General features: G+C 73.0%; 16 protein-coding genes. 8 read left to right on the forward strand and 8 right to left on the reverse strand.

Annotated elements, in window-relative coordinates:
- Window positions 1-11: 11 nt before the first annotated feature.
- The 3 genes from ACBJ59_RS22125 to ACBJ59_RS22135 are packed head-to-tail and all read right to left on the reverse strand — an operon-like array spanning window position 12 to window position 3,120.
- Entirely contained in the window at window positions 12-833 is an 822-nt protein-coding gene (locus tag ACBJ59_RS22125; RefSeq protein WP_375112116.1) for a carbohydrate ABC transporter permease, read from the reverse strand.
- Window positions 830-1,828: a carbohydrate ABC transporter permease gene (locus tag ACBJ59_RS22130; protein WP_375112117.1), complete on the reverse strand. Its 999-nt coding sequence runs from the start codon at window positions 1,826-1,828 to the stop codon at window positions 830-832. The genes ACBJ59_RS22125 and ACBJ59_RS22130 overlap by 4 nt, the downstream gene beginning before the upstream one ends.
- On the reverse strand, window positions 1,825-3,120 hold the full coding sequence (locus tag ACBJ59_RS22135; protein WP_375112118.1) for an ABC transporter substrate-binding protein: 1,296 nt from the start codon (window positions 3,118-3,120) through the stop codon (window positions 1,825-1,827). The genes ACBJ59_RS22130 and ACBJ59_RS22135 overlap by 4 nt, the downstream gene beginning before the upstream one ends.
- A 234-nt stretch (window positions 3,121-3,354) precedes the next feature.
- On the opposite strand from ACBJ59_RS22135, the gene ACBJ59_RS22140 reads away from it, so the two are divergent.
- On the forward strand, window positions 3,355-4,389 hold the full coding sequence (locus tag ACBJ59_RS22140; protein WP_364122432.1) for a LacI family DNA-binding transcriptional regulator: 1,035 nt from the start codon (window positions 3,355-3,357) through the stop codon (window positions 4,387-4,389).
- A complete protein-coding gene (locus tag ACBJ59_RS22145) occupies window positions 4,386-5,381 on the forward strand; it encodes a hydroxyacid dehydrogenase (RefSeq protein ID WP_375112119.1) in 996 nt (331 codons plus the stop codon). Before ACBJ59_RS22140 ends, ACBJ59_RS22145 begins: the two co-directional genes overlap by 4 nt.
- A 33-nt stretch (window positions 5,382-5,414) precedes the next feature.
- Here ACBJ59_RS22145 and ACBJ59_RS22150 read toward each other — a convergent pair whose 3' ends face one another.
- Complete coding sequence (locus ACBJ59_RS22150) at window positions 5,415-6,851, reverse strand: MFS transporter (protein ID WP_375112120.1); 1,437 nt, start codon at window positions 6,849-6,851, stop codon at window positions 5,415-5,417.
- Between the two features lie 135 nt (window positions 6,852-6,986).
- Here ACBJ59_RS22150 and ACBJ59_RS22155 point away from each other — a divergent pair, with 135 nt between their 5' ends.
- Window positions 6,987-7,445: a MarR family winged helix-turn-helix transcriptional regulator gene (locus tag ACBJ59_RS22155; protein ID WP_375112121.1), complete on the forward strand. Its 459-nt coding sequence runs from the start codon at window positions 6,987-6,989 to the stop codon at window positions 7,443-7,445.
- On the opposite strand, the gene ACBJ59_RS22160 is transcribed toward ACBJ59_RS22155, so the two are convergent.
- Entirely contained in the window at window positions 7,440-7,682 is a 243-nt protein-coding gene (locus ACBJ59_RS22160) for a hypothetical protein (protein ID WP_375112122.1), read from the reverse strand. The two genes, ACBJ59_RS22155 and ACBJ59_RS22160, sit on opposite strands and share 6 nt — an antisense overlap.
- 43 nt (window positions 7,683-7,725) lie before the next feature.
- Window positions 7,726-8,847 carry a hypothetical protein gene (locus ACBJ59_RS22165; protein WP_375112123.1) on the reverse strand — a complete coding sequence of 374 codons (1,122 nt, stop codon included), beginning with the start codon at window positions 8,845-8,847 and terminating at the stop codon, window positions 7,726-7,728.
- Window positions 8,848-9,178: 331 nt separating this feature from the next.
- Here ACBJ59_RS22165 and ACBJ59_RS22170 point away from each other — a divergent pair, with 331 nt between their 5' ends.
- From ACBJ59_RS22170 to ACBJ59_RS22190, 5 genes are all read left to right on the forward strand, one after another.
- A complete protein-coding gene (locus tag ACBJ59_RS22170) occupies window positions 9,179-10,450 on the forward strand; it encodes a cytochrome P450 (protein WP_375112124.1) in 1,272 nt (423 codons plus the stop codon).
- A gap of 89 nt (window positions 10,451-10,539) precedes the next feature.
- Complete coding sequence (locus tag ACBJ59_RS22175; protein WP_375112125.1) at window positions 10,540-11,961, forward strand: aldehyde dehydrogenase family protein; 1,422 nt, start codon at window positions 10,540-10,542, stop codon at window positions 11,959-11,961.
- 16 nt (window positions 11,962-11,977) lie between these two features.
- Window positions 11,978-13,051 (forward strand): Zn-dependent alcohol dehydrogenase, encoded by a 1,074-nt coding sequence (locus ACBJ59_RS22180; protein WP_375112126.1) that lies wholly within the window; start codon window positions 11,978-11,980, stop codon window positions 13,049-13,051.
- 1 nt (window position 13,052) lies between these two features.
- Complete coding sequence (locus tag ACBJ59_RS22185; protein ID WP_375112127.1) at window positions 13,053-14,531, forward strand: MFS transporter; 1,479 nt, start codon at window positions 13,053-13,055, stop codon at window positions 14,529-14,531.
- Window positions 14,528-15,196 (forward strand): PHP domain-containing protein, encoded by a 669-nt coding sequence (locus ACBJ59_RS22190; RefSeq protein ID WP_375112128.1) that lies wholly within the window; start codon window positions 14,528-14,530, stop codon window positions 15,194-15,196. Before ACBJ59_RS22185 ends, ACBJ59_RS22190 begins: the two co-directional genes overlap by 4 nt.
- A 75-nt stretch (window positions 15,197-15,271) precedes the next feature.
- Here the strand turns inward: ACBJ59_RS22190 and ACBJ59_RS22195 are convergent, their stop codons facing one another.
- Together ACBJ59_RS22195 and ACBJ59_RS22200 are read right to left on the reverse strand one after the other, a co-directional pair.
- The gene (locus ACBJ59_RS22195) at window positions 15,272-18,616 is read right to left on the reverse strand and encodes a SpoIIE family protein phosphatase (protein ID WP_375112129.1); all 3,345 of its coding nucleotides are present in this window, start codon (window positions 18,614-18,616) and stop codon (window positions 15,272-15,274) included.
- Window positions 18,617-18,690: 74 nt separating this feature from the next.
- Window positions 18,691-19,104, reverse strand: a complete 414-nt coding sequence (locus ACBJ59_RS22200; protein ID WP_375112130.1) for an STAS domain-containing protein — start codon at window positions 19,102-19,104, stop codon at window positions 18,691-18,693.
- Window positions 19,105-19,164: the final 60 nt, after the last annotated feature.

Genomic DNA, 19,164 nt, shown 5'->3' on the forward strand with positions numbered 1-19,164 from the left:
TGCTGAGGTGATCAGCCCTTGATGCCGGAGAGCAGGACGCCCCTGACGATCCACCGCTGCGCGATGAGGAAGAGGGCGACCAGGGGCAGGATGGCCACCAGCGCGCCGGCGAACAGCGCCGGCAGGTTGACCGCCTGCTGGTTGAGGTTGGTCGACAGCGCCACCTGCACCGTCCAGAACTCCGGGTCCTGGCCGATGACCAGCGGCCACAGGAAGGCGTTCCAGTGCTCGATGAAGGACAGGATGCCGAGCGAGGCGAACAGCGCGCCGGAGTTCGGCAGCGCCAGGCGCCCGTACAGGCCGAGGTGGCCCAGGCCGTCCACCCGGCCGGCGTCCTCCAGCTCGCGCGGGAAGCGCAGGTAGAAGCCGCGGAACAGCAGCACGGCGAACGCGCTGAACAGCCCCGGGACGATCAGGCCCCACATCGTGTTGACCCCGCCCATGGAGCCGACCACGACGAACGTCGGGATGAACGTGGCCGCGCCCGGCACCATCATCGTGGCGATGATGAAGAAGAACACCGGGCGGGCGGCCGCCACGGGGATGCGGGCCAGCGCGTACCCGGCCATCGAGGCCAGCAGCGTGGACAGCGGCGCGGAGATGGCCGCGATCAGCGTCGAGTTCCACAGGGCGTGCGCCAGCGGCACCGCCTCGTTGCCGAACGCGTCGGCGAACCCCTGGAAGCTGACCGTCTCGGGCCACCAGTGCCAGTCCAGCGAGCCGAGCTCCCGCCTGCTCATCAGCGCGTTGCGCAGGAGCAGGTAGAACGGCAGCAGGAACGGCACCGCGAAGACGATCACGGCCGCGTACGACCCCAGACGCCGCCCCCTCATCGCCCCTCCTCCTCGGCCGTCCGGCCGAACCCGGCGAAGCGGCCCTGCAGCAGCGTGAACACCACGATCAGCACGGTGATGACGAACGCCCCGGCCGACCCGGCGCCGTAGTTCTGCTCGCCGAGCGCCGTCTGGAACAGGTAGATCAGCGGCGTGCGGCCGTCCGCGCCGCCCAGCCCCGACAGGTTGGAGGCCAGGATGTTGTAGAACTCGTCGAACGCCTGGAACGCGTTGATGATCAGCAGCAGCGTCACCGCCACCGACGTGTTGCGCAACATCGGCCAGGTGATGTGCCGGAACAGCCGGGCCTCCGACTCGGCGCCGTCCACCCTGGCCGCCTCGTAGAGCTGGGCGGGGATCTGCTGGATCCCGGCCAGGAACAGGATCATGTAGAAGCCGGTCTGCAGCCACAGCCGCACGGTGACCAGCACGATCCAGTACAGCGGCGGGTCCACGGTCGCGACCCAGCCGATCGACTCCTCGTAGCCCAGCAGGTACGCCAGGCTGTTGGCGACGCCCGACGGGGTGCCGCTGAACAGGCTCATCTTCCACACCAGCGCGCCCACCACGTACGAGACCGCCGCCGGGATGAAGAACGTGGTCCTGAACAGCGCCCGGCCGCCGCGCAGCCGGTTCACCAGCACCGCCAGGCCCAGCGCGAGCGCGAACGTCACCGGCACGATGAACAGCGTGAACACCAGGATCGTCACCAGCGACCGGGTGAAGGCGGGGTCGCCCAGCAGCCGCCGGTAGTTGTCCAGGCCGTTCCAGTTGCCCAGCGCGATCGTGCCGCGGGCGTCGTTGAAGCTGAGCAGGAGGCCCCAGCCGATGGCCACGTACTTGAACAGGAACAGCCCGGCCACCATCGGCAGCGTGAGCAGCAGGAACGCGCGCCAGGCCGGCCACCGGGCGGCCCGCCGCCCCGCGGCGCGGCGGGGTGGCCGGCCGGTGGTGGGGCGGGCGGGCGCGGCCCCTGCCGTCAAGGGCGTCGTCATAGCACCGGCACCTCGTCCAGGATGTCCTGGGAGCGCTTGGCCGCCTCCGCGAGCGTCTTCTTCGCGTCGGCGCCCTTCTTGACGATCGCCGTGACGGCGTCGGTGTACGGCTGGCGCACCTCGGCCGTCCACAGCGCCGGCTGCTTGATGCCGTGGGCGGCCACGGCGTCCATGACGGTCTTGGCCGGGCCGGTGCCCAGCTTGTCGGCCTGGGCGGCGGCGCTGTTGCGGGGCGGGATGTGGAAGCCGTAGGCCAGGCTCCAGTCGGTCTGCGCGGTGGTGTTCTCCACCCACAGCCAGCGCACGTACTTCTTGGCCGCCTCCAGGTTGCGGCTCTTGCCGTTGACCACCTGCACCCAGCCACCCATGTTGACCACGGCCTGGCCGCCCGGCCCGAACGGCGGCAGCGCGAAGGCGTCGAAGTCGTCGCCCAGCGCCTCGGTCATGCCCGGCACGGCCCACATGCCGACCCATTGCATGGCCGCCGCGCCGTTGATCAGCGCGCCCGGGTCCCACCAGTCGGTGGAGTAGCCCTGCAGCGTGGCCTTGGCGTCGTACAGGTCCTTGACCGCCGTCAGCGCCTCGACCACCTTCGGGTCGTCGTAGGTGATCCTGCGGTCGTCGATCAGCAGGTTGCCGTTCGACCACGGCACCATCTGGCCCAGCGGGCCGACGCCGTCGTTGCCCACGAACAGGCCCTTCTGCTTGCCCTGCGTGAGCTTCCTGGCCGCCGCCGAGAACTCCGCGAAGCTGGTCGGCACGCTCACGCCGGCCTTGGCGAACAGGGACTTGCGGTAGAACACCAGCATCGGGTCCACGATCATGGGCACCGCGTACACCCGGCCGCCCCACGTGTACGGCTCCAGCACCTTGGCGTTGTAGTCGGCCTTCTCCGCGCCCAGCACGTCGTCCAGCGGGGTGACCTGGCCGGCCTTGACCATGTTCGGGCTGACGTCGTTGACCTCGTAGACGTCCGGGCCGTCGGGGGTCAGCACGGCGGCGGTCCACTTGGTGGCGTAGTCGCCGGGGATCCAGGAGACCTTGACCGCGATGTCGGGGTTGGCCTTGGTGAAGTCGGCGGCGTACTTCATGGCCGCCTGCTGCGTGCCCTCCTCGCCGTACTCGTGGTACCAGTGCGTCAGCGTGATCTTCGCCGCTCCGGAGGCGGAGGCGGAGGCGGGGGCGCCGCCCTTGGCCAGCGGGTCTCCGGTGGAGCACGCGGAGACGGCGGCTCCTGCGACGAAGAGCACGGATCCCTTCAGCAGTCCGCGCCGGGTGAGTGGTCTGTTCATCGGGGCCACCTCTCGTGGGGGGAGTGAGTCGGTGCCGATGCCAGGTAACCGGTTACTTCAGACGTCGTGAGCCGGACGCTAGACGCGACTGTCCCGTGGCGTCAATGTGCTGTTAACTTTTCGTTACAATCGTGCTGGGGTCGGGGTTGACGGGAGAAGAGGGATCTTTTAGCGTCCAGGTCATTGCTCGGGTAACCGGTTACCTCCTGAGCAGGATCTGGTGAGGGAGGCCGCATGACGAGACCCACCCGCGTCACCATCAGGGACGTGGCCCGGCAGGCCGGCGTCTCGGTCGCCACCGTCTCCCGGGTGCTGGCCGGCGACTACCCGGTCCTGCCCGCCACCCGCAACAAGGTCGTGCGGGCCGTGCGCGAGCTCGACTACGTGCCCAACGCCCACGCCCGGGCCCTGTCCGCGGCCCGGCCCGGCGCCATCGCGATCGTCGTCAACACCGTCGCGGTGCCGTACTACGCCTACATCGCCCAGGGGGTGGAGGAGCAGGCCGCGCAGGAGGGCAGGCTGTCGCTGATCTGCACCACCGGCGGCGACCCCGGCCGCGAGCTGTCGATCGTGCAGCTCCTGCGCGAGCAGCGGGCCGAGGCCGTCATCCTGGTCGGCAGCGTGATCGTGGACGAGGAATACCGCAAGCGGATGACCGAATACGCGCACGCCCTGGCCGCCGCCGGCTCCCGCCTGGTCCTGTGCGGCCGCCCGCCGCTGGGGGAGGGGGTGCCGGCCCTGGTCGTCGGCTTCGACAACACCGGCGGCGCGCACGCCGTGACCGCCCACCTGCTGTCGGCGGGCCATCGCCGGATCCTGTACCTGGGCCTGCGGCCCGGCCACACCACCTCCGACTTCCGGGTGGCGGGTTACCGCAGCGCGCTGGCCGAGCACGGCGTGCCCGCCGACCCGTCGCTGGAGGTCCAGGCGGAGTTCTCCAGGGACGCCGGCCACGCCGCGATGAACCGCCGCCTGGCCGCCGGGCCGCCCGACTTCACCGCCATCTTCGCCGGCAACGACCTGCTCGCCGCGGGAGCGATCCAATCCCTGCGCGAGCACGGCCTGCGCGTGCCCCAGGACATGTCGATCGTCGGCTACGACGACGTGCCGCCGGCCGAGGACCTGCGCCTGACCACCGTGCACCTGCCGCACGACGAGCTCGGCCGGGCCGCGGTCCGCCTCGCGCTCGGCCGGCTGACCACCAGCCCCATGACGCTGGGCACCCACATCGTGGTGCGCGACTCGGTCCGGCCCCTCGGACCCCGATGACTCCACTCGTGGCCTTCGCCATGCGGCCGCCACTGCTGCCCGAGCTGTTCCCGCTGGACCTGCGCCGCAGGCTGTCGCTGGTGACGCGGGTGCACGAGCGGGTGATCGACGCCTTCGACGGGCCGCTCGACGCGGAGATCCTGATCACCGGCTGGGGCTGCCCGCGCATCGACGCCGACGTCCTGGCCGCGGCGCCCCGGCTGCGGGCGGTCGTGCACGCGGCGGGCAGCGTCAAGGGGCACCTGACGGAGGCGGTGTTCGACCGGGGCATCGCGGTGTCCTCGGCGGCGCAGGCCAACGCGGTGCCGGTGGCCGAGTTCACGCTCGCCATGCTGGTGCTGGCGGCCAAGCAGGCCATCCCCCGGGCCCGCGCGTACGCGGCGGGCGCGTGGTCGGGCGACGCGCTGCCCGGCGTGGCGACCCCGGGCGACCGGGGCGGCCTGTCCGGGGCGACGGTCGGGGTCATCGGGGCCTCGCGGGTGGGCCGGCTGGTGATGCGGGCCCTGCGCGGGCACGGGGCGCGGATCCTGCTCAGCGACCCGTACACGACGGTGGAGGAGGCGGCCGGGCTGGGCGCGCGGGCGGTGCCGCTGGACGAGCTGTGCCGGGCCGCCGAGCTGGTCACGGTGCACGCGCCGGAGCTGCCGGAGACCCGCGGCCTGCTCGGCGAGCGCCACCTGTCGCTGCTGCGCGACGGGGCCGTCGTCGTCAACACCGCGCGCGGGTCCCTGATCGACACCGGCGCCCTGGTACGGCACTGCTCCGGCGGCCGGATCGGCGCCGTCCTCGACGTGACCGACCCCGAGCCGCTCCCGCCCGGCCACCCGCTGCTCGCCCTGCCCAACGTCCTGGTGACCCCGCACATCAGCGGGGCGCGGGGCAGGGAGCTGCGGCGGCTGGGGGAGTTCGCGGTGGGGGAGGTGGAACGGCTGGCCCGCGGGCGCCCGCTCCGGGGCACGGTACGCGTGGCGGACCTGCACCGGATCGCCTGACGCGCCGCCCCCGGGCCGCGCCCATGGTGGTGCTCAGGGTTTGACGGCGTGCGCGGGTGCCCCCGCGGGTGCGGGCTCGGCCGCGCGGCGGGACGGGAGGGCCAGGGTGATCGCCGCGGCCAGCAGCGCGGCGCCGCAGCCGATCAGCATGCCGGTACGGAAGCCCGCCTCGGACGGCAGCGGGTGGCCGCCGAAGTCGATGGTCAGCTGCGACAGGACCAGCCCGACCACCGCGGCCGACACGGTGGTGCCGATGGAGCGCATCAGCGTGTTGAAGCTGTTGGCGGCGCCGGTCTCGGAGCGGGGCACCGCGCCCATGATGAGGGCGGGCATCGAGCCGTAGGCGAAGGCGACGCCGACGCTGCAGACGCAGCCCACGACGAGCAGCCCCCAGGTGGAGCCGAGCAGGACCATGGAGGAGCCGTAGCCGAGGGCCATGACGAGGCTGCCGACGATCAGCGTGACCTTGGCGCCGCGGGCGGCCGACAGCCTGGCGCCGATCGGGGAGATGAGCATCATCATCAGGCCCGCGGGGGCCATCCACAGCCCGGCGGCCAGCATCGACTGGCCCAGGCCGTAGCCGGTGGCCGCGGGCAGCTGCAGGATCTGCATGACGATCAGCGACTGGGCGTACATCGAGAAGCCGACCACGATCGAGGCCACGTTCGTCAGCAGCACCTGCGGCCGGGCGGTGACGCGCAGGTCGACCAGCGGATCACGGACCCGCAGCTCCCACCACCCCCACAGCAGGAGGATGGTCACGGCGGCGGCCAGCAGCCCGAGCGTGATGCCGCTCGACCAGCCCCAGTCGGCGCCCTTGGACACGCCCAGCAGCAGGCACACCAGGCCCGCGCCGAGGCCGAGCGCGCCGAGGAGATCGACGCGTCCCCTGGCGGCGGCGGGCGTGACCGGCACCAGCAGCCAGATGAGCACGGCCACCACCAGGCTCAGCGCGGCCGTGCCCCAGAACAGCGCCCGCCAGCTCGCGTACTCGGCGACGGCGGCCGAGAGCGGCAGGCCGAGCGCGCCGCCGATGCCCATGGACGAGCTCATGAGCGCGATCGAGGGGCCGAGCCGGTCGGGCGGGAGCACGTCGCGCAGGGCGCTGATGCCCAGCGGGATCATGCCCATGCCCATGCCCTGCAGGCCCCGTCCGACGAGCATGGGGGCCAGGGATCCGGACAGCGCGCAGACGACGCAGCCGACGATGAGGGGGATCGCGCAGACGAGCATCATGCGGCGCTTGCCGTACAGGTCGCCTAACCGGCCCATGACCGGGGTCGTGACGGCTCCGGCCAGCAGCGTGGCCGTGATCACCCAGGAGGCGTTGGAGGCGGTGGTGCGCAGCAGCGTCGGCAGCTCGCCGATCAGGGGCACGACCAGGGTCTGGGTGAGCGCGGCCGTGATGCCGGCCGCCGCCATCACGGTGACGATCCCGTTGGGGCGGGTGCCGGACATGGGCTCCTCCACGCGGATCCCCCTTCTTTCTCGACGCCGGAAGCGGTGTGCACTCTACACATAGAGTGTTACATGCACGCTTTGTGAGGGTTGCACATTGCGGCGGAGGATAGGCTGACGCCCACCCGAAGGGGGAGAAGGATCGGCATGGACAAGCCCACGCACCTGATCGAGTACGAGACCATGCTGCTCGGGCAGCATCGCCATCTCGACCGCAGCGCGTACATCCTGCTGAGCCGCATCCGGATGGAGGGCATGATGTCCATCGGGCAGCTCAGCGAGGCGTTCGGCCTCGACGTCTCGACCCTCAACCGGCACACCTCCGCCCTGCTCCGCGCGGGGCTGGCCGAGCGCATCCCCGACCCGGAGGGCGGGATCGCGCGCAAGTTCCGGCTCACGGAGGCGGGCGAGCAGCACCTCGACGACGAGCGGGCGCGCAACATCAACGGCCTGGAGAAGGTGCTGGCCGGCTGGACGGCCGAGGACGTCGCGGCCTTCGCCGCCTACCTCAGGCGCTTCAACACCGACATCGAACGCCTCCGCGGCCACGCCTGGCCCCGCCCCGAGCGCAAACCCCAGCAGGGGAGCGGCGCGGGGCGGCTATGACCGCCCGGAGCCCGACCTGCCCGGACGCGTCAGCAATCGGATGACCAGTGCCCCGACGAACCAGATCGCGATGTTCGCCAAGGGACGCATCGTCAGATAGACCGCGTTGACCTTCTCCGTTCCCTCGGTGACGTAGTCAACGGCCAGCCTGAGCAGGAAGAAGAACGCCACGCAGCAGGACCAGGCCAGGAGGGCCACGCGTCCTGCACGGCTCCACTGCCGCGGACGAAACACCATGGGGCGCACCTTTCGGCCAGCTGATGAAGATCCACGGTAACAGTCAGTCCCCGTCGGCCGGTCCGACGACGGTTTCGGTGCCGTCGTCCCAGCGCCAGCGCACGTGCCGTCCCCGCAGGTGGACGCCGCCGATCCACCGGTCGAGGCCGTTGAGCGTGACGTGGTCCGCCCGGCCGGCGAGCACCCGGGCCCCGGTGCCGGTCAGGCGCAGGCGGGTGTCGCGGTCGACCGGCTCGCCCGCCGGATCGGCGTCCAGCAGCGGGACGGGCGCGCGGGCCATCCGGTCCATCATCGCGAAGCACCAGTCGTCCCCGAGGTACGGCCGCGTCTCCCGGGCCGCCGCGCGGACGAACGCGGTCCCGGCGTCGGGCGCGCCGTCGGCGACGGCGGCGAGCACGCGCCGTTCGGTCAGCGACAGCCCGTCGCGGGTGGCCGGGTACTCCCGGCTGAGCCGGTCGAACGCCTCGCCGAGGAAGCGCAGCTCGGGTGAGCGGACCGCGGCGATGGCGCCGAGACCGGCGGGGGTCGGCGCCCGGAAGGCGGCCCAGGCGCGGGTGGCGAGCTCCAGCGCGGCGGGGGTCAGGCGGGCACACGCTTTCGTCGCGGGCAGCTCGCGCAGCTGCTCGGCGGTCAGCTGACCGAGACCGCCGAACCGGGCGATGCCGGGGTGCTCGCCGATGCAGATCAGGGTGATCCGCTCGGCGGGCACGCGCAGCTCGGCGAGGCGGGCGAGGATCTGGATGATCTGCAGCTGGTCGTACAGGTCCGCCTCGAACCACAGCACGTACTCGCCGTCCCGGTTCTCCTCCAGGGTGCGGTCACGCTCGGCGAACATCGCCCTGGCCTCGCCCCGGTCGTCCGCGCCGGCCCCGATGATGAAGGCGGCCCGGATCCGGCGCAGCTCCTCGGGCCCCACCGCCGGCACCGGGCCTTCGTGCAGGACGTCGCGCCAGAACACCACCCGCCGGGCGATCCCGGTGCCGGGCAGATCGGTGGCGTCGCCATTGCTGACGTGCAGCGCCTCGGCCATCCAGTCGCCGACGGGCCCGGCGGGGGCCGGTTGCCGCTGTCCGGCGAGGAGGTGGCTGCGAGCGGTCGCGTACGACTCGCCGGTCTTGGCCATGCGCTCGCGCACGCGCCGTTTGAAGTCGGCCTGCTTGGTCATGGTCATCTCCCGCGGCCCACCCGCGGATCCCCCAGCGACCGGTGCGGCGGACGCGCGAAACGACGACGAGACCCCGGCCGGGAGGTGGGCCTCCCTTTGCCTCCGTGGGTGACCCGGCTGGGGCGGGCCGCCGGAGGTTGGGCGCGGACGGACGCCGTCGCCAGAATAACCCACGCGACCCGGCGAGGCGCGGTTCGGGCGCCTGGCCTCGGAGCCCTTGACGAGGTAAATGAACGAATTTTTAATTCGGTCATACGCGGCCCCAAGCACAGATGGGAACGAGGGCGATGAGAGCACAGATCGCGATCAAGGTCCGGGGCGGAGCAGTGCGATGACGGTGGACGACCGCTTCGGCGAGCGCCTCGAGGAGGCGCGCAGGAACCGCCCGGCCGGGACGCTCAGCGAGATCGTCACCGATCCGGTCTCCGACTGGGCGACCGACTTCTCCCATGTCGACCCCGCGTGGGCGGCCGATCCCTATCCGATCCAGGACGAGCTGCGGCAGCGGTGCCCGGTCGCGCGCACCGAGCGGTTCGGCGGTGCGTGGCTGCCGACCCGCTACGAGGACGTGGCGGCGATCGCGTACGACACCGAGCGCTTCTCCTCGCGTTCGATCATCGTGAGCAACGTCCGGTCGCCGAAGGAGCTGGCCCCGGTGGGCGTGGTGCCGCCGATCTCGTCGGACCCGCCGTTCCACCACGACGCGCGCAAGCTGCTGCTGCCGGCCTTCACCAAGACGGCGGTGGCCAGGCAGGAGGCGGCCACCAGGGCGTTCTGTCACGAGCTGATCGACGCGCTGGAGGGGCGGGAGGTCGTGGACGCCGCCCGCGAGTACGCCCAGCACATTCCCACGCGGGTGATCGCCGACATGCTCGGCTTCCCGCCGGAGGACGGGGAGCAGTTCCGGGAGTTCGTCGAGAGCTCCCTGGAGAGCGTCAACGAGCAGCCGCACGAGCGGATCGAACGGTTCACCAGGCTCTCGAACTACCTGCTGGCGCAGATCCACGACCACGTCGCCAACCCGCGCGACGACCTGACGACCTACCTCATCAACGCCGAGCTGGGCGGCCGCAAGCTCGAGCCGACCCACGTGGTGGGGACGATCTCGCTGCTGCTCATCGCGGGCATCGACACGACGTGGAGCGCGATCGGCGCATCGCTCTGGCACCTGGCCAGGACGCCGGCCGACCGGGAGCGGCTGGTGGCCGAGCCGGAGCTGCTGCCGACGGCGATGGAGGAGTTCCTGCGGGCGTACGCGCCGGTCACGATGGCGCGGCTGGTGAAGCGGGACATGCGCTGGAACGGCGTGGACATGAAGGCCGAGGACTGGGTGCTGCTGTCGTTCCCGGCGGCGAACCGGGACCCGGAGCAGTTCGACCGGGCCGGTGAGGTGGTGATCGATCGCGAGGTGAACCGGCACGTGGCGTTCGGGATGGGCATCCACCGCTGTGTGGGCTCCCACCTGGCGCGGATGGAGCTGCGGATCGCGCTGGAGGTGTGGCTGGAGCGGGTCCCGGTGTTCGGCCTGGCCGACCCGGCGGCGGTGACGTGGGCGGCCAGCCAGGTACGCGGTCCCCGCACGCTGCCCCTCCGCATCGGCTGACCCCGAGGGGCATGGCCCGCCCTGGACGGCTGGGGGAGAGGCTTCTAGAATCCAAATCTAGAATTCAACTCCCCTACTTGAGGTGGGTCATGCCGCATCGGATCTATGTCGATGGTGAGTGGGCGCCGGCCGGCGGCGGTACGGCGATACCGGTGGTGAACCCCGCCACCGAAGAGGCCTTCGACGAGGTGCCCCGGAGCGGCGCCAAGGACGTGGCGCGGGCCGTGGAGGCGGCCGCCGCCGCGCTGCCCGCCTGGTCGGCCCGGCCCGCCGCCGAGCGCGCCGCGATGTGCGCGACCGTGGCGGACGGGCTGCGGGAACGCGCCGAGGAGCTGACCGGCATGATCGTCGACGAGCTCGGCATGCCGCTGCCCCTCACCAAGCTCATCCAGGTGGGTGCGCCGATCCGGACGTTCGCCTCGATGCCCGAGGTGGCGGCGGGGATCGGGTTCGAGGAGCGCCTCGGCGGCTCGGTGATCCACCGGGACCCGATCGGGGTGGTCGGCGCGATCACCCCGTGGAACTACCCGCTGCACCAGATCGCCGCCAAGGTCGCCCCGGCGCTGACCGCGGGGTGCACGGTGGTGCTCAAGCCGAGCGAGGTGACGCCGCTGAACGCGTTCGTGCTGGCCGACGTGATGCACGAGGCCGGGTTCCCGCCGGGCGTGTTCAACCTGGTCTCGGGCACCGGGCCGGAGGCGGGGGAGGCGCTGGCCGGGCACCCGCTGGTGGACATGGTCTCCTTCACCGGATCCACCCGGGCCGGGCGGCGGGTGGCCGAGCTGGCCGCCGCCGGGGTCAAGCGCACCGCGCTGGAGCTGGGCGGCAAGTCGGCGAACGTGCTGCTCGACGACCTGGACGACGCCGCCTTCGAGGACGCCGTACGCAAGGGCGTGGGCGCCTGCTTCCTGAACTCCGGCCAGACGTGTTCGGCGCTGACCAGGATGCTGGTCCCGCGCGAGCGGCTGCCGGAGGCCGAGCGGATCGCGGCGGAGGAGGCGGGCACGTACACCCCGGGCGATCCGCGCGCGGCGGGCACCCGGCTCGGCCCGCTGGTCTCGGCCGTGCAGCGGGAGCGGGTGCGCGAGCACCTGCGCGCGGCGGCCGAGGACGGCGCCACCACCCTCACCGGCGGCCCGGACGCGCCCGACGGCCTGGAGCGCGGCTTCTACGTGCGGCCCACCGTGCTGACCGGCGTCACGCCGGAGTCGCGGATCGCGCAGGAGGAGATCTTCGGCCCCGTCCTGGTCATCCTGCCCTACGACGGGGAGGACGAGGCGGTCCGGATCGCCAACGGCACCCCGTACGGGCTGGCCGCCGGCGTCCGCGCCGCCGACCCCGAACGCGCCCTCCGCGTCGCCCGGCGCCTGCGCGCCGGGCAGATCAGGATCAACGACGGCGCGCACAACGGCCTGGCCCCCTTCGGCGGCTACAAACAGTCCGGGTACGGCCGCGAGTACGGCCGGTTCGGCCTGGAGGAGTTCCTCACCACCACGTCCGTGCAGCTCTGACCCGGGGAAGAAGCACATGCGAGGCGTCATCCTGCGCGAGATCGGCAAGCCCGTCGAGGTCAGTGAGGAGCTGACGCTGCGGCGGCCGGGCCCCGGAGAGGTACGCGTGCGCCTGCGCGCGGCCGGCGTCTGCCACTCCGACCTGTCCATGTGCGAGGGCAGGCTGCCCGCCCGCCTGCCCCTGGTGCCGGGGCACGAGGGCGCGGGCGAGGTGGTCGAGCTGGGCCCCGGCGTGACCGGCCCGCCGGTCGGCACGCACGTCATCCTGTCCTGGATCCCGCCCTGCGGCGACTGCTACTTCTGCCTGGGCGGCCGGCCCAACCTGTGCGTCAGCGCCCGGGCCACGTCCGGCGCGCCCACGCTGGGCCTCGGCGGCGAGCCCGCGCACGCCGCGCTCGGCGTGGGCTGCTTCGCCGAGGAGACGGTGGTCGACGCGCGGGCGGCGATCCCGATCCCGGACGACGTGCCGTTCGACGTGGCCGCGGTGGTCGGCTGCGCGGTGCTGACCGGCGTCGGCGCCGTGGTCAACACCGCCCGCGTCCGGCCGGGCGAGTCGGTCCTGGTGATCGGGTGCGGCGGGGTCGGGATCAACGTGATCCAGGGCGCCCGGCTGGCCGCGGCCGCCCCCGTGCTGGCCGTGGACCCCTTCCCCGGCAAGCTGGAGACGGCCCGGCGCTTCGGCGCCACCCACACGACCACCCCGGACGGGCTGGCCGACGCCGTCAAGGAGCTGACCGAGGGGCGCGGGTTCGACCACGCCTTCGAGGTCGTGGGCCGCTCGGCGACCATCCGGCAGGCCTGGCAGGCGACCCGCCGCGGCGGCACCACCGTCGTGGTGGGCGCCGGCAGCGCCGACGACCTGGTCTCCTTCAGCGCCGCCGAGCTGTTCGCCACCGAGCGGCGGCTGCTCGGCTGCCTGTACGGCTCCGGCGACGTACGCACCGACTTCACCCGCCTGCTGCGCCTGTGGCGGGCCGGCCGGCTGGACCTGGACGGCCTCATCACCAGGCGGATCACCCTAGACGACGTCGGCGACGCGTTCACCGCGATGGGATCGGGCGACGTGATCCGGTCCCTGGTCACCTTCTGAGATGGGCGACCCCGGGCTGCGCTACGCGTGGCGGGTGCTGTCGGTCGTCAGCCTGGCCAGCATCCTGATCGCCCTCGGCAGCAGTTCGCTCAACGTCGCGCTGCCCGAGGTCGTCCGGCACTTCCGCTCCGGCGCCGCCGCCGCGAGCTGGATGCTGCTGTCGTTCATGCTGGCCAACACCGTGCTGATGGTGGTGTTCGGCCGGCTGGCCGACATGTACGGCCGGCGCGCCATGTACCTGTGGGGCCTGGCCACCTACACCGGCGCCAGCCTGCTGCTGGGCTTCGCCCCGGGCGACTGGTACGTCGTCGGCCTGCGCGTGGTCCAGGCGGCCGGCGGCGCGATGCTGCTGACCAACAGCGCCGCGCTGCTCACCGACGCCTTCCCGCGCCGGCACCTCGGCCGCGGCCTGGGCATCTACATGGCCTCCTTCTCGGTCGCCCAGCTCTTCGGCCCTACCCTGGGCGGCTTCCTCACCCACCGCTTCGGCTGGCAGTGGGTCTTCTGGTACAACGTGCCGCTCGGCGTGGTCTGCCTGGTCTGGGGCGCGATCACGCTGCGCCGCACCGCCGCGTCGGCGGGGGAGCGGGGCATCGACCTGCCCGGCAACCTCCTGGTGCTGGTGTCGCTGGGCGGGCTGCTGTTCGGGCTGTCGCAGGCCGCCGACCTCGGCTGGACGGACCCGGTGGTGCTGGGCGGGGTGGCGGTGTTCGCCGCCCTCGTCCCGGTGTTCGTCGTCGTCGAGCGGCGCAGCCGGCACCCGGTGGTGGACGTGCGGCTGTTCGCCGACCGGGTGTTCGGGCTGGACCTGCTGGCCTCGTTCCTCAGCACGGTCGGCAGGATGGCGGTGGTGCTGCTGGTCGCGCTCTACTACCAGGCGGTGCGCGGCGAGGATCCGGTGTCGGCCGGGCTGAAGGTGCTGCCGCTGTCGGTCGCCATGATGGTCGCCTCGATGTCGGCGGGGGCGCTGCACTCCTGGCTCGGCGCCCGCGTCGTGGCCCTGCTCGGCAACGTCGCCGGCACCGCGGGGCTGGTCGTGCTGCTGGTGACGATCTCGGCCGACGTCACCTACGCGCCGGTCTGCGTGGGCATGGTGCTGGTCGGCGCGGGCGCCGGGATGTTCATGCCCGCCACCGCCACGTCCCTGCTGGACGACCTGCCCGCGCACCGGGTGGGCATCGTCAACGCCATGCGGCTCATGGTGCAGAACACCGGCGTCGTGGTGAGCAACGCGCTGGCCCTGTCGCTGATCACGGGGCCGCTGCCGGCGGCGCTGCGGCCCGAGGTGTTCGCCGGGACGTTGTCGCGCGTCGCCCCCGGGAACGTCGGCGAGCTGATCGCCGGCTACCGGCTCACGCTGGGGGTGCTGGCGGCTGTCTCGGTGCTCTCGGTGCTCGCCTCGTTCGGCGGCCGCCGCGGGGCCGCCCGCCGCCCGGCCCCGGCCCTGGACGGGCACCCGGTCGAGGAGCGCACCCGATGACGGCCGCCCCGGACCCGCGCCGGGCCGTGCCGGGCGGGTGGGTCCGGGTGGACTGCCACGTGCACACCGTCGCCTCGGGTGACGCCGTCACCACCCTCGACCAGCTGGCCGAGCGGGTCGCGGCGCACCGGATCGACGTCGTCTGCCTCACCGACCACCACCACCTGGCCGGTACGGCGGAGCGGCTGTCGCGGGCGGTCGGCGCCCGGGTGGTGCCCGGCGAGGAGATCCGCACCGGCTCGGGCGAGCTGATCGGCCTGTTCCTCACCGAACGGGTGCCGTACGTGCTGCCCGCCCGCGAGGTCGTCCGCCGGATCCGCGCGCAGGGCGGCCTCGTGTGCGCGCCGCACCCGTACGACCCGCTCCGCTCGGGCGTCGGCGCCGAGCTCGACGCGATGTGCGCCGCCGGGCTGATCGACGCGGTCGAGGTGTTCAACGCCAAGACGGCCGATCCGGAGCACAACCGGGCGGCGCTGCGCACGGCACGGGCACACGACCTGCCCGGCACGGTCGGCTCGGACGCGCACGACCCGGCCGGGATCGGGGCCGCCTACCTGGAGATGCCCGACTTCGACGGCCCCGGCTCCTTCCTGGACGCGCTGCGCCGGGCGGACCACTACGGCGAGTACCGCCCGCACGCCCGCCGCTACGCCCCGGGCTCGTGAGTCAGGTGTCGCCGGGCAGGGTGAGCTCGTCGGTGGGGATGCCGAGGGCCTCGAAGAAGCGCTCCGGGTGCAGGGCTACAGCGACCGGCGGGCGGGCACATGTACCGCGAGCACGGCGATGTCGTCGTCACTCCCGTCCGGCGCCATGGCGCGCATGACGCGGGCGCACACGCTCTCCGCGCCGTTGTCCTTGCCGGTGACCGCCAGGCGCAGCTCCAGCAGCCGCTCCCCGAGCAGCTGCTCCGGGTTCTCGACGAGCCCGTCGGTGTAGAAGAGCAGCGTGCCGTTCGGCGGGACGCTGAAGGACTGGCTGCGGTAGGTGTAGCGGGGATCGACGCCGAGCGCGAGCCCGTGGAAGACCTCCAGCAGCCGGGCGCGGCCGGAGGCGGGCACCACCAGCGGCGGCAGGTGCCCGGCGTTGGCGATCTCCAGATGCCGCCTGGCGGGGTCGAGCAGGGCGTAGCACAGCGTGGTGAACTGGCGGGTCCCGTCGCGGTCCAGGAAGACGTTGAGCCGCTCCAGCAGTGGCGCGGGCAGCAGGCCCTCGAGGGTGTAGGCGTGGATGGCGGTGCGTAACCGGCCCATCAGGGCGGCGGCCTCCACGCCCTTGCCCATGACGTCGCCGATCACGAGGGCGAGCCGGCCCTCCGGCAGGGCGATCGCGTCGTACCAGTCCCCGCCGACGAGCTGCCCGGCCGCGCCGGCCACGTAGCGGGCGGCCAGCTCGACGCCGTCGACGTCGGGCAGCTTCTGGGGGAGCAGCGACCGCTGCAGGTGCAGGGCGATCCGGCGCTCGTTGCGGTAGGCGGCGGCGTTCTCCAGGGCCAGCGCGGCGCGGTCGGCCAGCGCGGTGAGGAAGCCCTGCTCGAAGGCGTCGTCGGCCACGGGCGTGGGCGAGTCGAGGACGATCACGCCAGCCGTGTCGCCGGGGCCGCGCAGGGGCACGGCGATCCGGTCGGGAGAGCGGTGCTCGCCGAGGCCGGCCGGTGGCCCGTCCAGGCCGGAGCCGGACACGCTGCCGCGCCGGGCCAGGGGTACGGGAACGCCGCGGCCGGAGGAGGGCCCGGCGCCGCCCTCGTCGCCCTCGTCGAGGAGCCAGATCGCGCAGCCGGCCGCGTAGTCGGGCACGAGCCACTCGCACACCGTGCCGGCGATCTCCGCGGGATCGAGGCTGGCGTGCAGCCGTTCGGTGATCTCGGTCAGCTCCCGGAGACGCCGCGCCACCTGGTTGCGCTGCCGGGACAGCCGCAGGTGCGCGCCGACCCGGGCGACGAGCTCGACAGCGGTGAACGGCTTGATCAGGTAGTCGTCCGCGCCCGCCGACAGCCCCTCGATCGTGGCCTCCTGCCCGGCCCGCGCCGAGACCATGATGACGGGGACGGTCTGCGTACGCTCGTCCGCGCGCAGGGCGCGCAGCAGCTCGAACCCGTCGAGCCCCGGCATCATCACGTCGGTGAGCACCAGCTCGGGCGGCGCGAGCTCGACGGCCCGCAGCGCGGCCCGCCCGTCGCCGACGGCCGAGACCCGCCAGTGCGGCGACAGCAGCCGGACGAGGTGGGTGCGCATGTCGGCGTTGTCATCGACGATCAGCACCTCGGGGGCGGGCTCGCCCGGCGAGGACGGGTACGACGGCGTCCAGCCGAGCGCCTCCTGCACGTAGGCCGTCGCCTGGACCCCGTGATCGGGACCGGCCGCCGTCGACTCCCACACCGGGTCGGGCGCGAACGGGAGCAGCACCGTGAAGGTGGAGCCCTTCCCCTGCGTGCTCTCCACCTCGATGGTCCCGCCGTGGCGGTGGATGAGCTCGCGGGTCAGCGCCAGCCCGATGCCGCTGCCCTCCCCGCTCCTGGCCCGCGTGCCCGACACGCGGTGGAAGCGGTCGAACAGCCGCGGCAGCTCCTCGGCCGCGATCCCGACCCCGGTGTCGGTGACCGTGACCCGCGCCCGGTCACCCGCCTCCTCCACCCGCACCCTGATCTCGCCCTCCAGGGTGAACTTGAACGCGTTGGACAGCAGGTTGAGGATGACCTTCTCCCACATGTCGCGGTCGAGGAGCACCGGCCGCGACAGCGCCGCGCACTCGACGACCAGCGCCAGCCCGCCGCGCTCGACCGCCACCTGGAAGAGGCTGGCCAGCTCGCCGGTGAGCCCGGCCAGGTCGGCGGGCCGCAGGTCGGCCGGCATGGCCCCGGCCTCGCTGCGGGAGAACGCCAGCAAGGTGTTGACCAGCTTGAGCAACCGCAGGGCGTTGTTGTGGATGGTCCGCACCCGCTCGCGGTCGGCGTCCGGCAGCGGTGCCGCGAGCAGGTCCTCGGCGGGGCCGAGCATCAGCGTGAGCGGCGTGCGGAACTCGTGGCTCACGTTGGAGAAGAACATCGTCTTGGCCCGGTCGAGCTCGGCCAGCTGCTCGGCGCGGCGCCGCTCGGCCTCGAACGCGGTGGCGTTGGCCAGGGCCGCCGAGATGTGGCTGGCGGCCAGGCCGAGGAACGTGCGGCAGTCGTCGTCCAGCGGCCGCGCGCTGCTGACCCCCGCCACCAGGAAGCCCGCCGGGCGCTCGGCCCCCGCCTGCAGCAGCGGTGAGATCATGGCCGTGTGGGGCGGGTCGAACCCCGCCCTGGTCAGGCGGGCCGGCTCGAAGCCGGCCGGGCACGGCACCTCCTGCGGGCCGCCGAGCGCCGCCGCCAGCGGCCAGCAGGCGGGGCCGTCGAGATCCACCGTGATCGGGCTCAGCGGGTGGCCCGGCGGCAGGCCCGCGGCCCCGGCCAGGGTGGCCGTGCGGCCGCCGGCGTCCAGCAGGTACAGCAGCGCGAAGGGCACCTCGGCGAGGCTGCGCGCGAAGACGGCGGCGGCGTCCGCGCACGCCTCGGCGGCGGAGGTGGCCGCGAGCGTCTGCTGGCCGAGCTCGCGCAGGATGGCCAGCCGCCGCTCGCCGACCACCCGCTCCGTGGTCTCGGTGACCGCGCAGAAGACGCCGCCGACGCCGCCCGACTCGTCCCGGACGGGGCTGTAGGAGAAGGTGAAGTAGCACTCCTCGCGGAAGCCGAACCGCTGGGTGATGAGCAGCAGGTCGTCGGAGTACGTGGCCTGCCCCCGGTCGAGCACCTGGCGCAACATCGGCCCGATCACGTCCCAGATCTCGCGCCAGCACTCCTCCGCCGGCTGGCCGAGCGCGGCCGGGTGCTTGCTGCCGAGGATCGGGACGTAGGCGTCGTTGTAGAGCTGGGCCAGCTCCGGCCCCCAGAAGATGATCATGGGAAACCGCGAGCTCAGGCAGATGCCGACCGAGCTCCGCAGGCTCTGCGGCCAGCCGGCCATCGGCCCCAGCGGCGTGCCCTGCCAGCACCGGTGGCGCATGAGCGCCCCCATCGATCCGCCTTCGCCCAGGAGGGCGTCCATGCCAGGAGGCGGGGCAGCGGTCATCACACCTCCCGGTGACGAGGGATCGAACGACCATTGTGACCGGCGCACGCTCCGGTCGATAGATCCGGTAGCACTCAGGTTCGCGGGGCGTCGCCCTCTCCCGCCGCGTCCGTCACGGCCGCGGCGGCCGCCTGGATGGCCGCTTCGACCGAGGGCTCGATCAGGAAGAACTCGCGCAGGCCGGTGACGGCCAGGATCCGGTCCAGCCGCCCAGGAACGCTCGACAGGACCAGCGGGGAGCCCTGCTCGCGGCTCTGGTTCAGCAGCAGCACCAGCACCCCCACCCCCATGGAGTCGCAGAAGGTCAGGCCGCTCAGGTCCAGGACCAGTCCGGCGTACGGGGCCACCTGCCAGGCGTCCTTCACCTGCCGGTGCAGCAGGTTCGCGCACTGGTGGTCGAGCTCGCCAGTCGCGTGGGCCACGATGAAGCTCTCGTGCAGGCCGATCGAGACGGTGAAGCGCTCTGAGGAATCGCCTTCTCCGGTCATCAACCTCCATCGTTGGCCGGAAGGGGGTGAGGGGCAACCCCTCGCTGGACCGTACCGGCG

Origin of the sequence: Nonomuraea sp. MTCD27, from assembly GCF_041950495.1 — a bacterium.
Lineage (GTDB): Bacteria > Actinomycetota > Actinomycetes > Streptosporangiales > Streptosporangiaceae > Nonomuraea.

Excerpts from the sequence above, each read along its gene's own strand:
- ACBJ59_RS22125 (WP_375112116.1), bottom strand. The coding sequence starts at position 833 with ATGAGGGGGCGGCGTCTGGGGTCGTACGCGGCCGTGATCGTCTTCGCG.
- ACBJ59_RS22130 (WP_375112117.1), bottom strand. The coding sequence starts at position 1,828 with ATGACGACGCCCTTGACGGCAGGGGCCGCGCCCGCCCGCCCCACCACC.
- ACBJ59_RS22135 (WP_375112118.1), bottom strand. The coding sequence starts at position 3,120 with ATGAACAGACCACTCACCCGGCGCGGACTGCTGAAGGGATCCGTGCTC.
- ACBJ59_RS22140 (WP_364122432.1), top strand. The coding sequence starts at position 3,355 with ATGACGAGACCCACCCGCGTCACCATCAGGGACGTGGCCCGGCAGGCC.
- ACBJ59_RS22145 (WP_375112119.1), top strand. The coding sequence starts at position 4,386 with ATGACTCCACTCGTGGCCTTCGCCATGCGGCCGCCACTGCTGCCCGAG.
- ACBJ59_RS22155 (WP_375112121.1), top strand. The coding sequence starts at position 6,987 with ATGGACAAGCCCACGCACCTGATCGAGTACGAGACCATGCTGCTCGGG.
- ACBJ59_RS22160 (WP_375112122.1), bottom strand. The coding sequence starts at position 7,682 with ATGGTGTTTCGTCCGCGGCAGTGGAGCCGTGCAGGACGCGTGGCCCTC.
- ACBJ59_RS22165 (WP_375112123.1), bottom strand. The coding sequence starts at position 8,847 with ATGACCAAGCAGGCCGACTTCAAACGGCGCGTGCGCGAGCGCATGGCC.
- ACBJ59_RS22170 (WP_375112124.1), top strand. The coding sequence starts at position 9,179 with ATGACGGTGGACGACCGCTTCGGCGAGCGCCTCGAGGAGGCGCGCAGG.
- ACBJ59_RS22175 (WP_375112125.1), top strand. The coding sequence starts at position 10,540 with ATGCCGCATCGGATCTATGTCGATGGTGAGTGGGCGCCGGCCGGCGGC.
- ACBJ59_RS22180 (WP_375112126.1), top strand. The coding sequence starts at position 11,978 with ATGCGAGGCGTCATCCTGCGCGAGATCGGCAAGCCCGTCGAGGTCAGT.
- ACBJ59_RS22185 (WP_375112127.1), top strand. The coding sequence starts at position 13,053 with ATGGGCGACCCCGGGCTGCGCTACGCGTGGCGGGTGCTGTCGGTCGTC.
- ACBJ59_RS22190 (WP_375112128.1), top strand. The coding sequence starts at position 14,528 with ATGACGGCCGCCCCGGACCCGCGCCGGGCCGTGCCGGGCGGGTGGGTC.
- ACBJ59_RS22195 (WP_375112129.1), bottom strand. The coding sequence starts at position 18,616 with ATGACCGCTGCCCCGCCTCCTGGCATGGACGCCCTCCTGGGCGAAGGC.
- ACBJ59_RS22200 (WP_375112130.1), bottom strand. The coding sequence starts at position 19,104 with ATGACCGGAGAAGGCGATTCCTCAGAGCGCTTCACCGTCTCGATCGGC.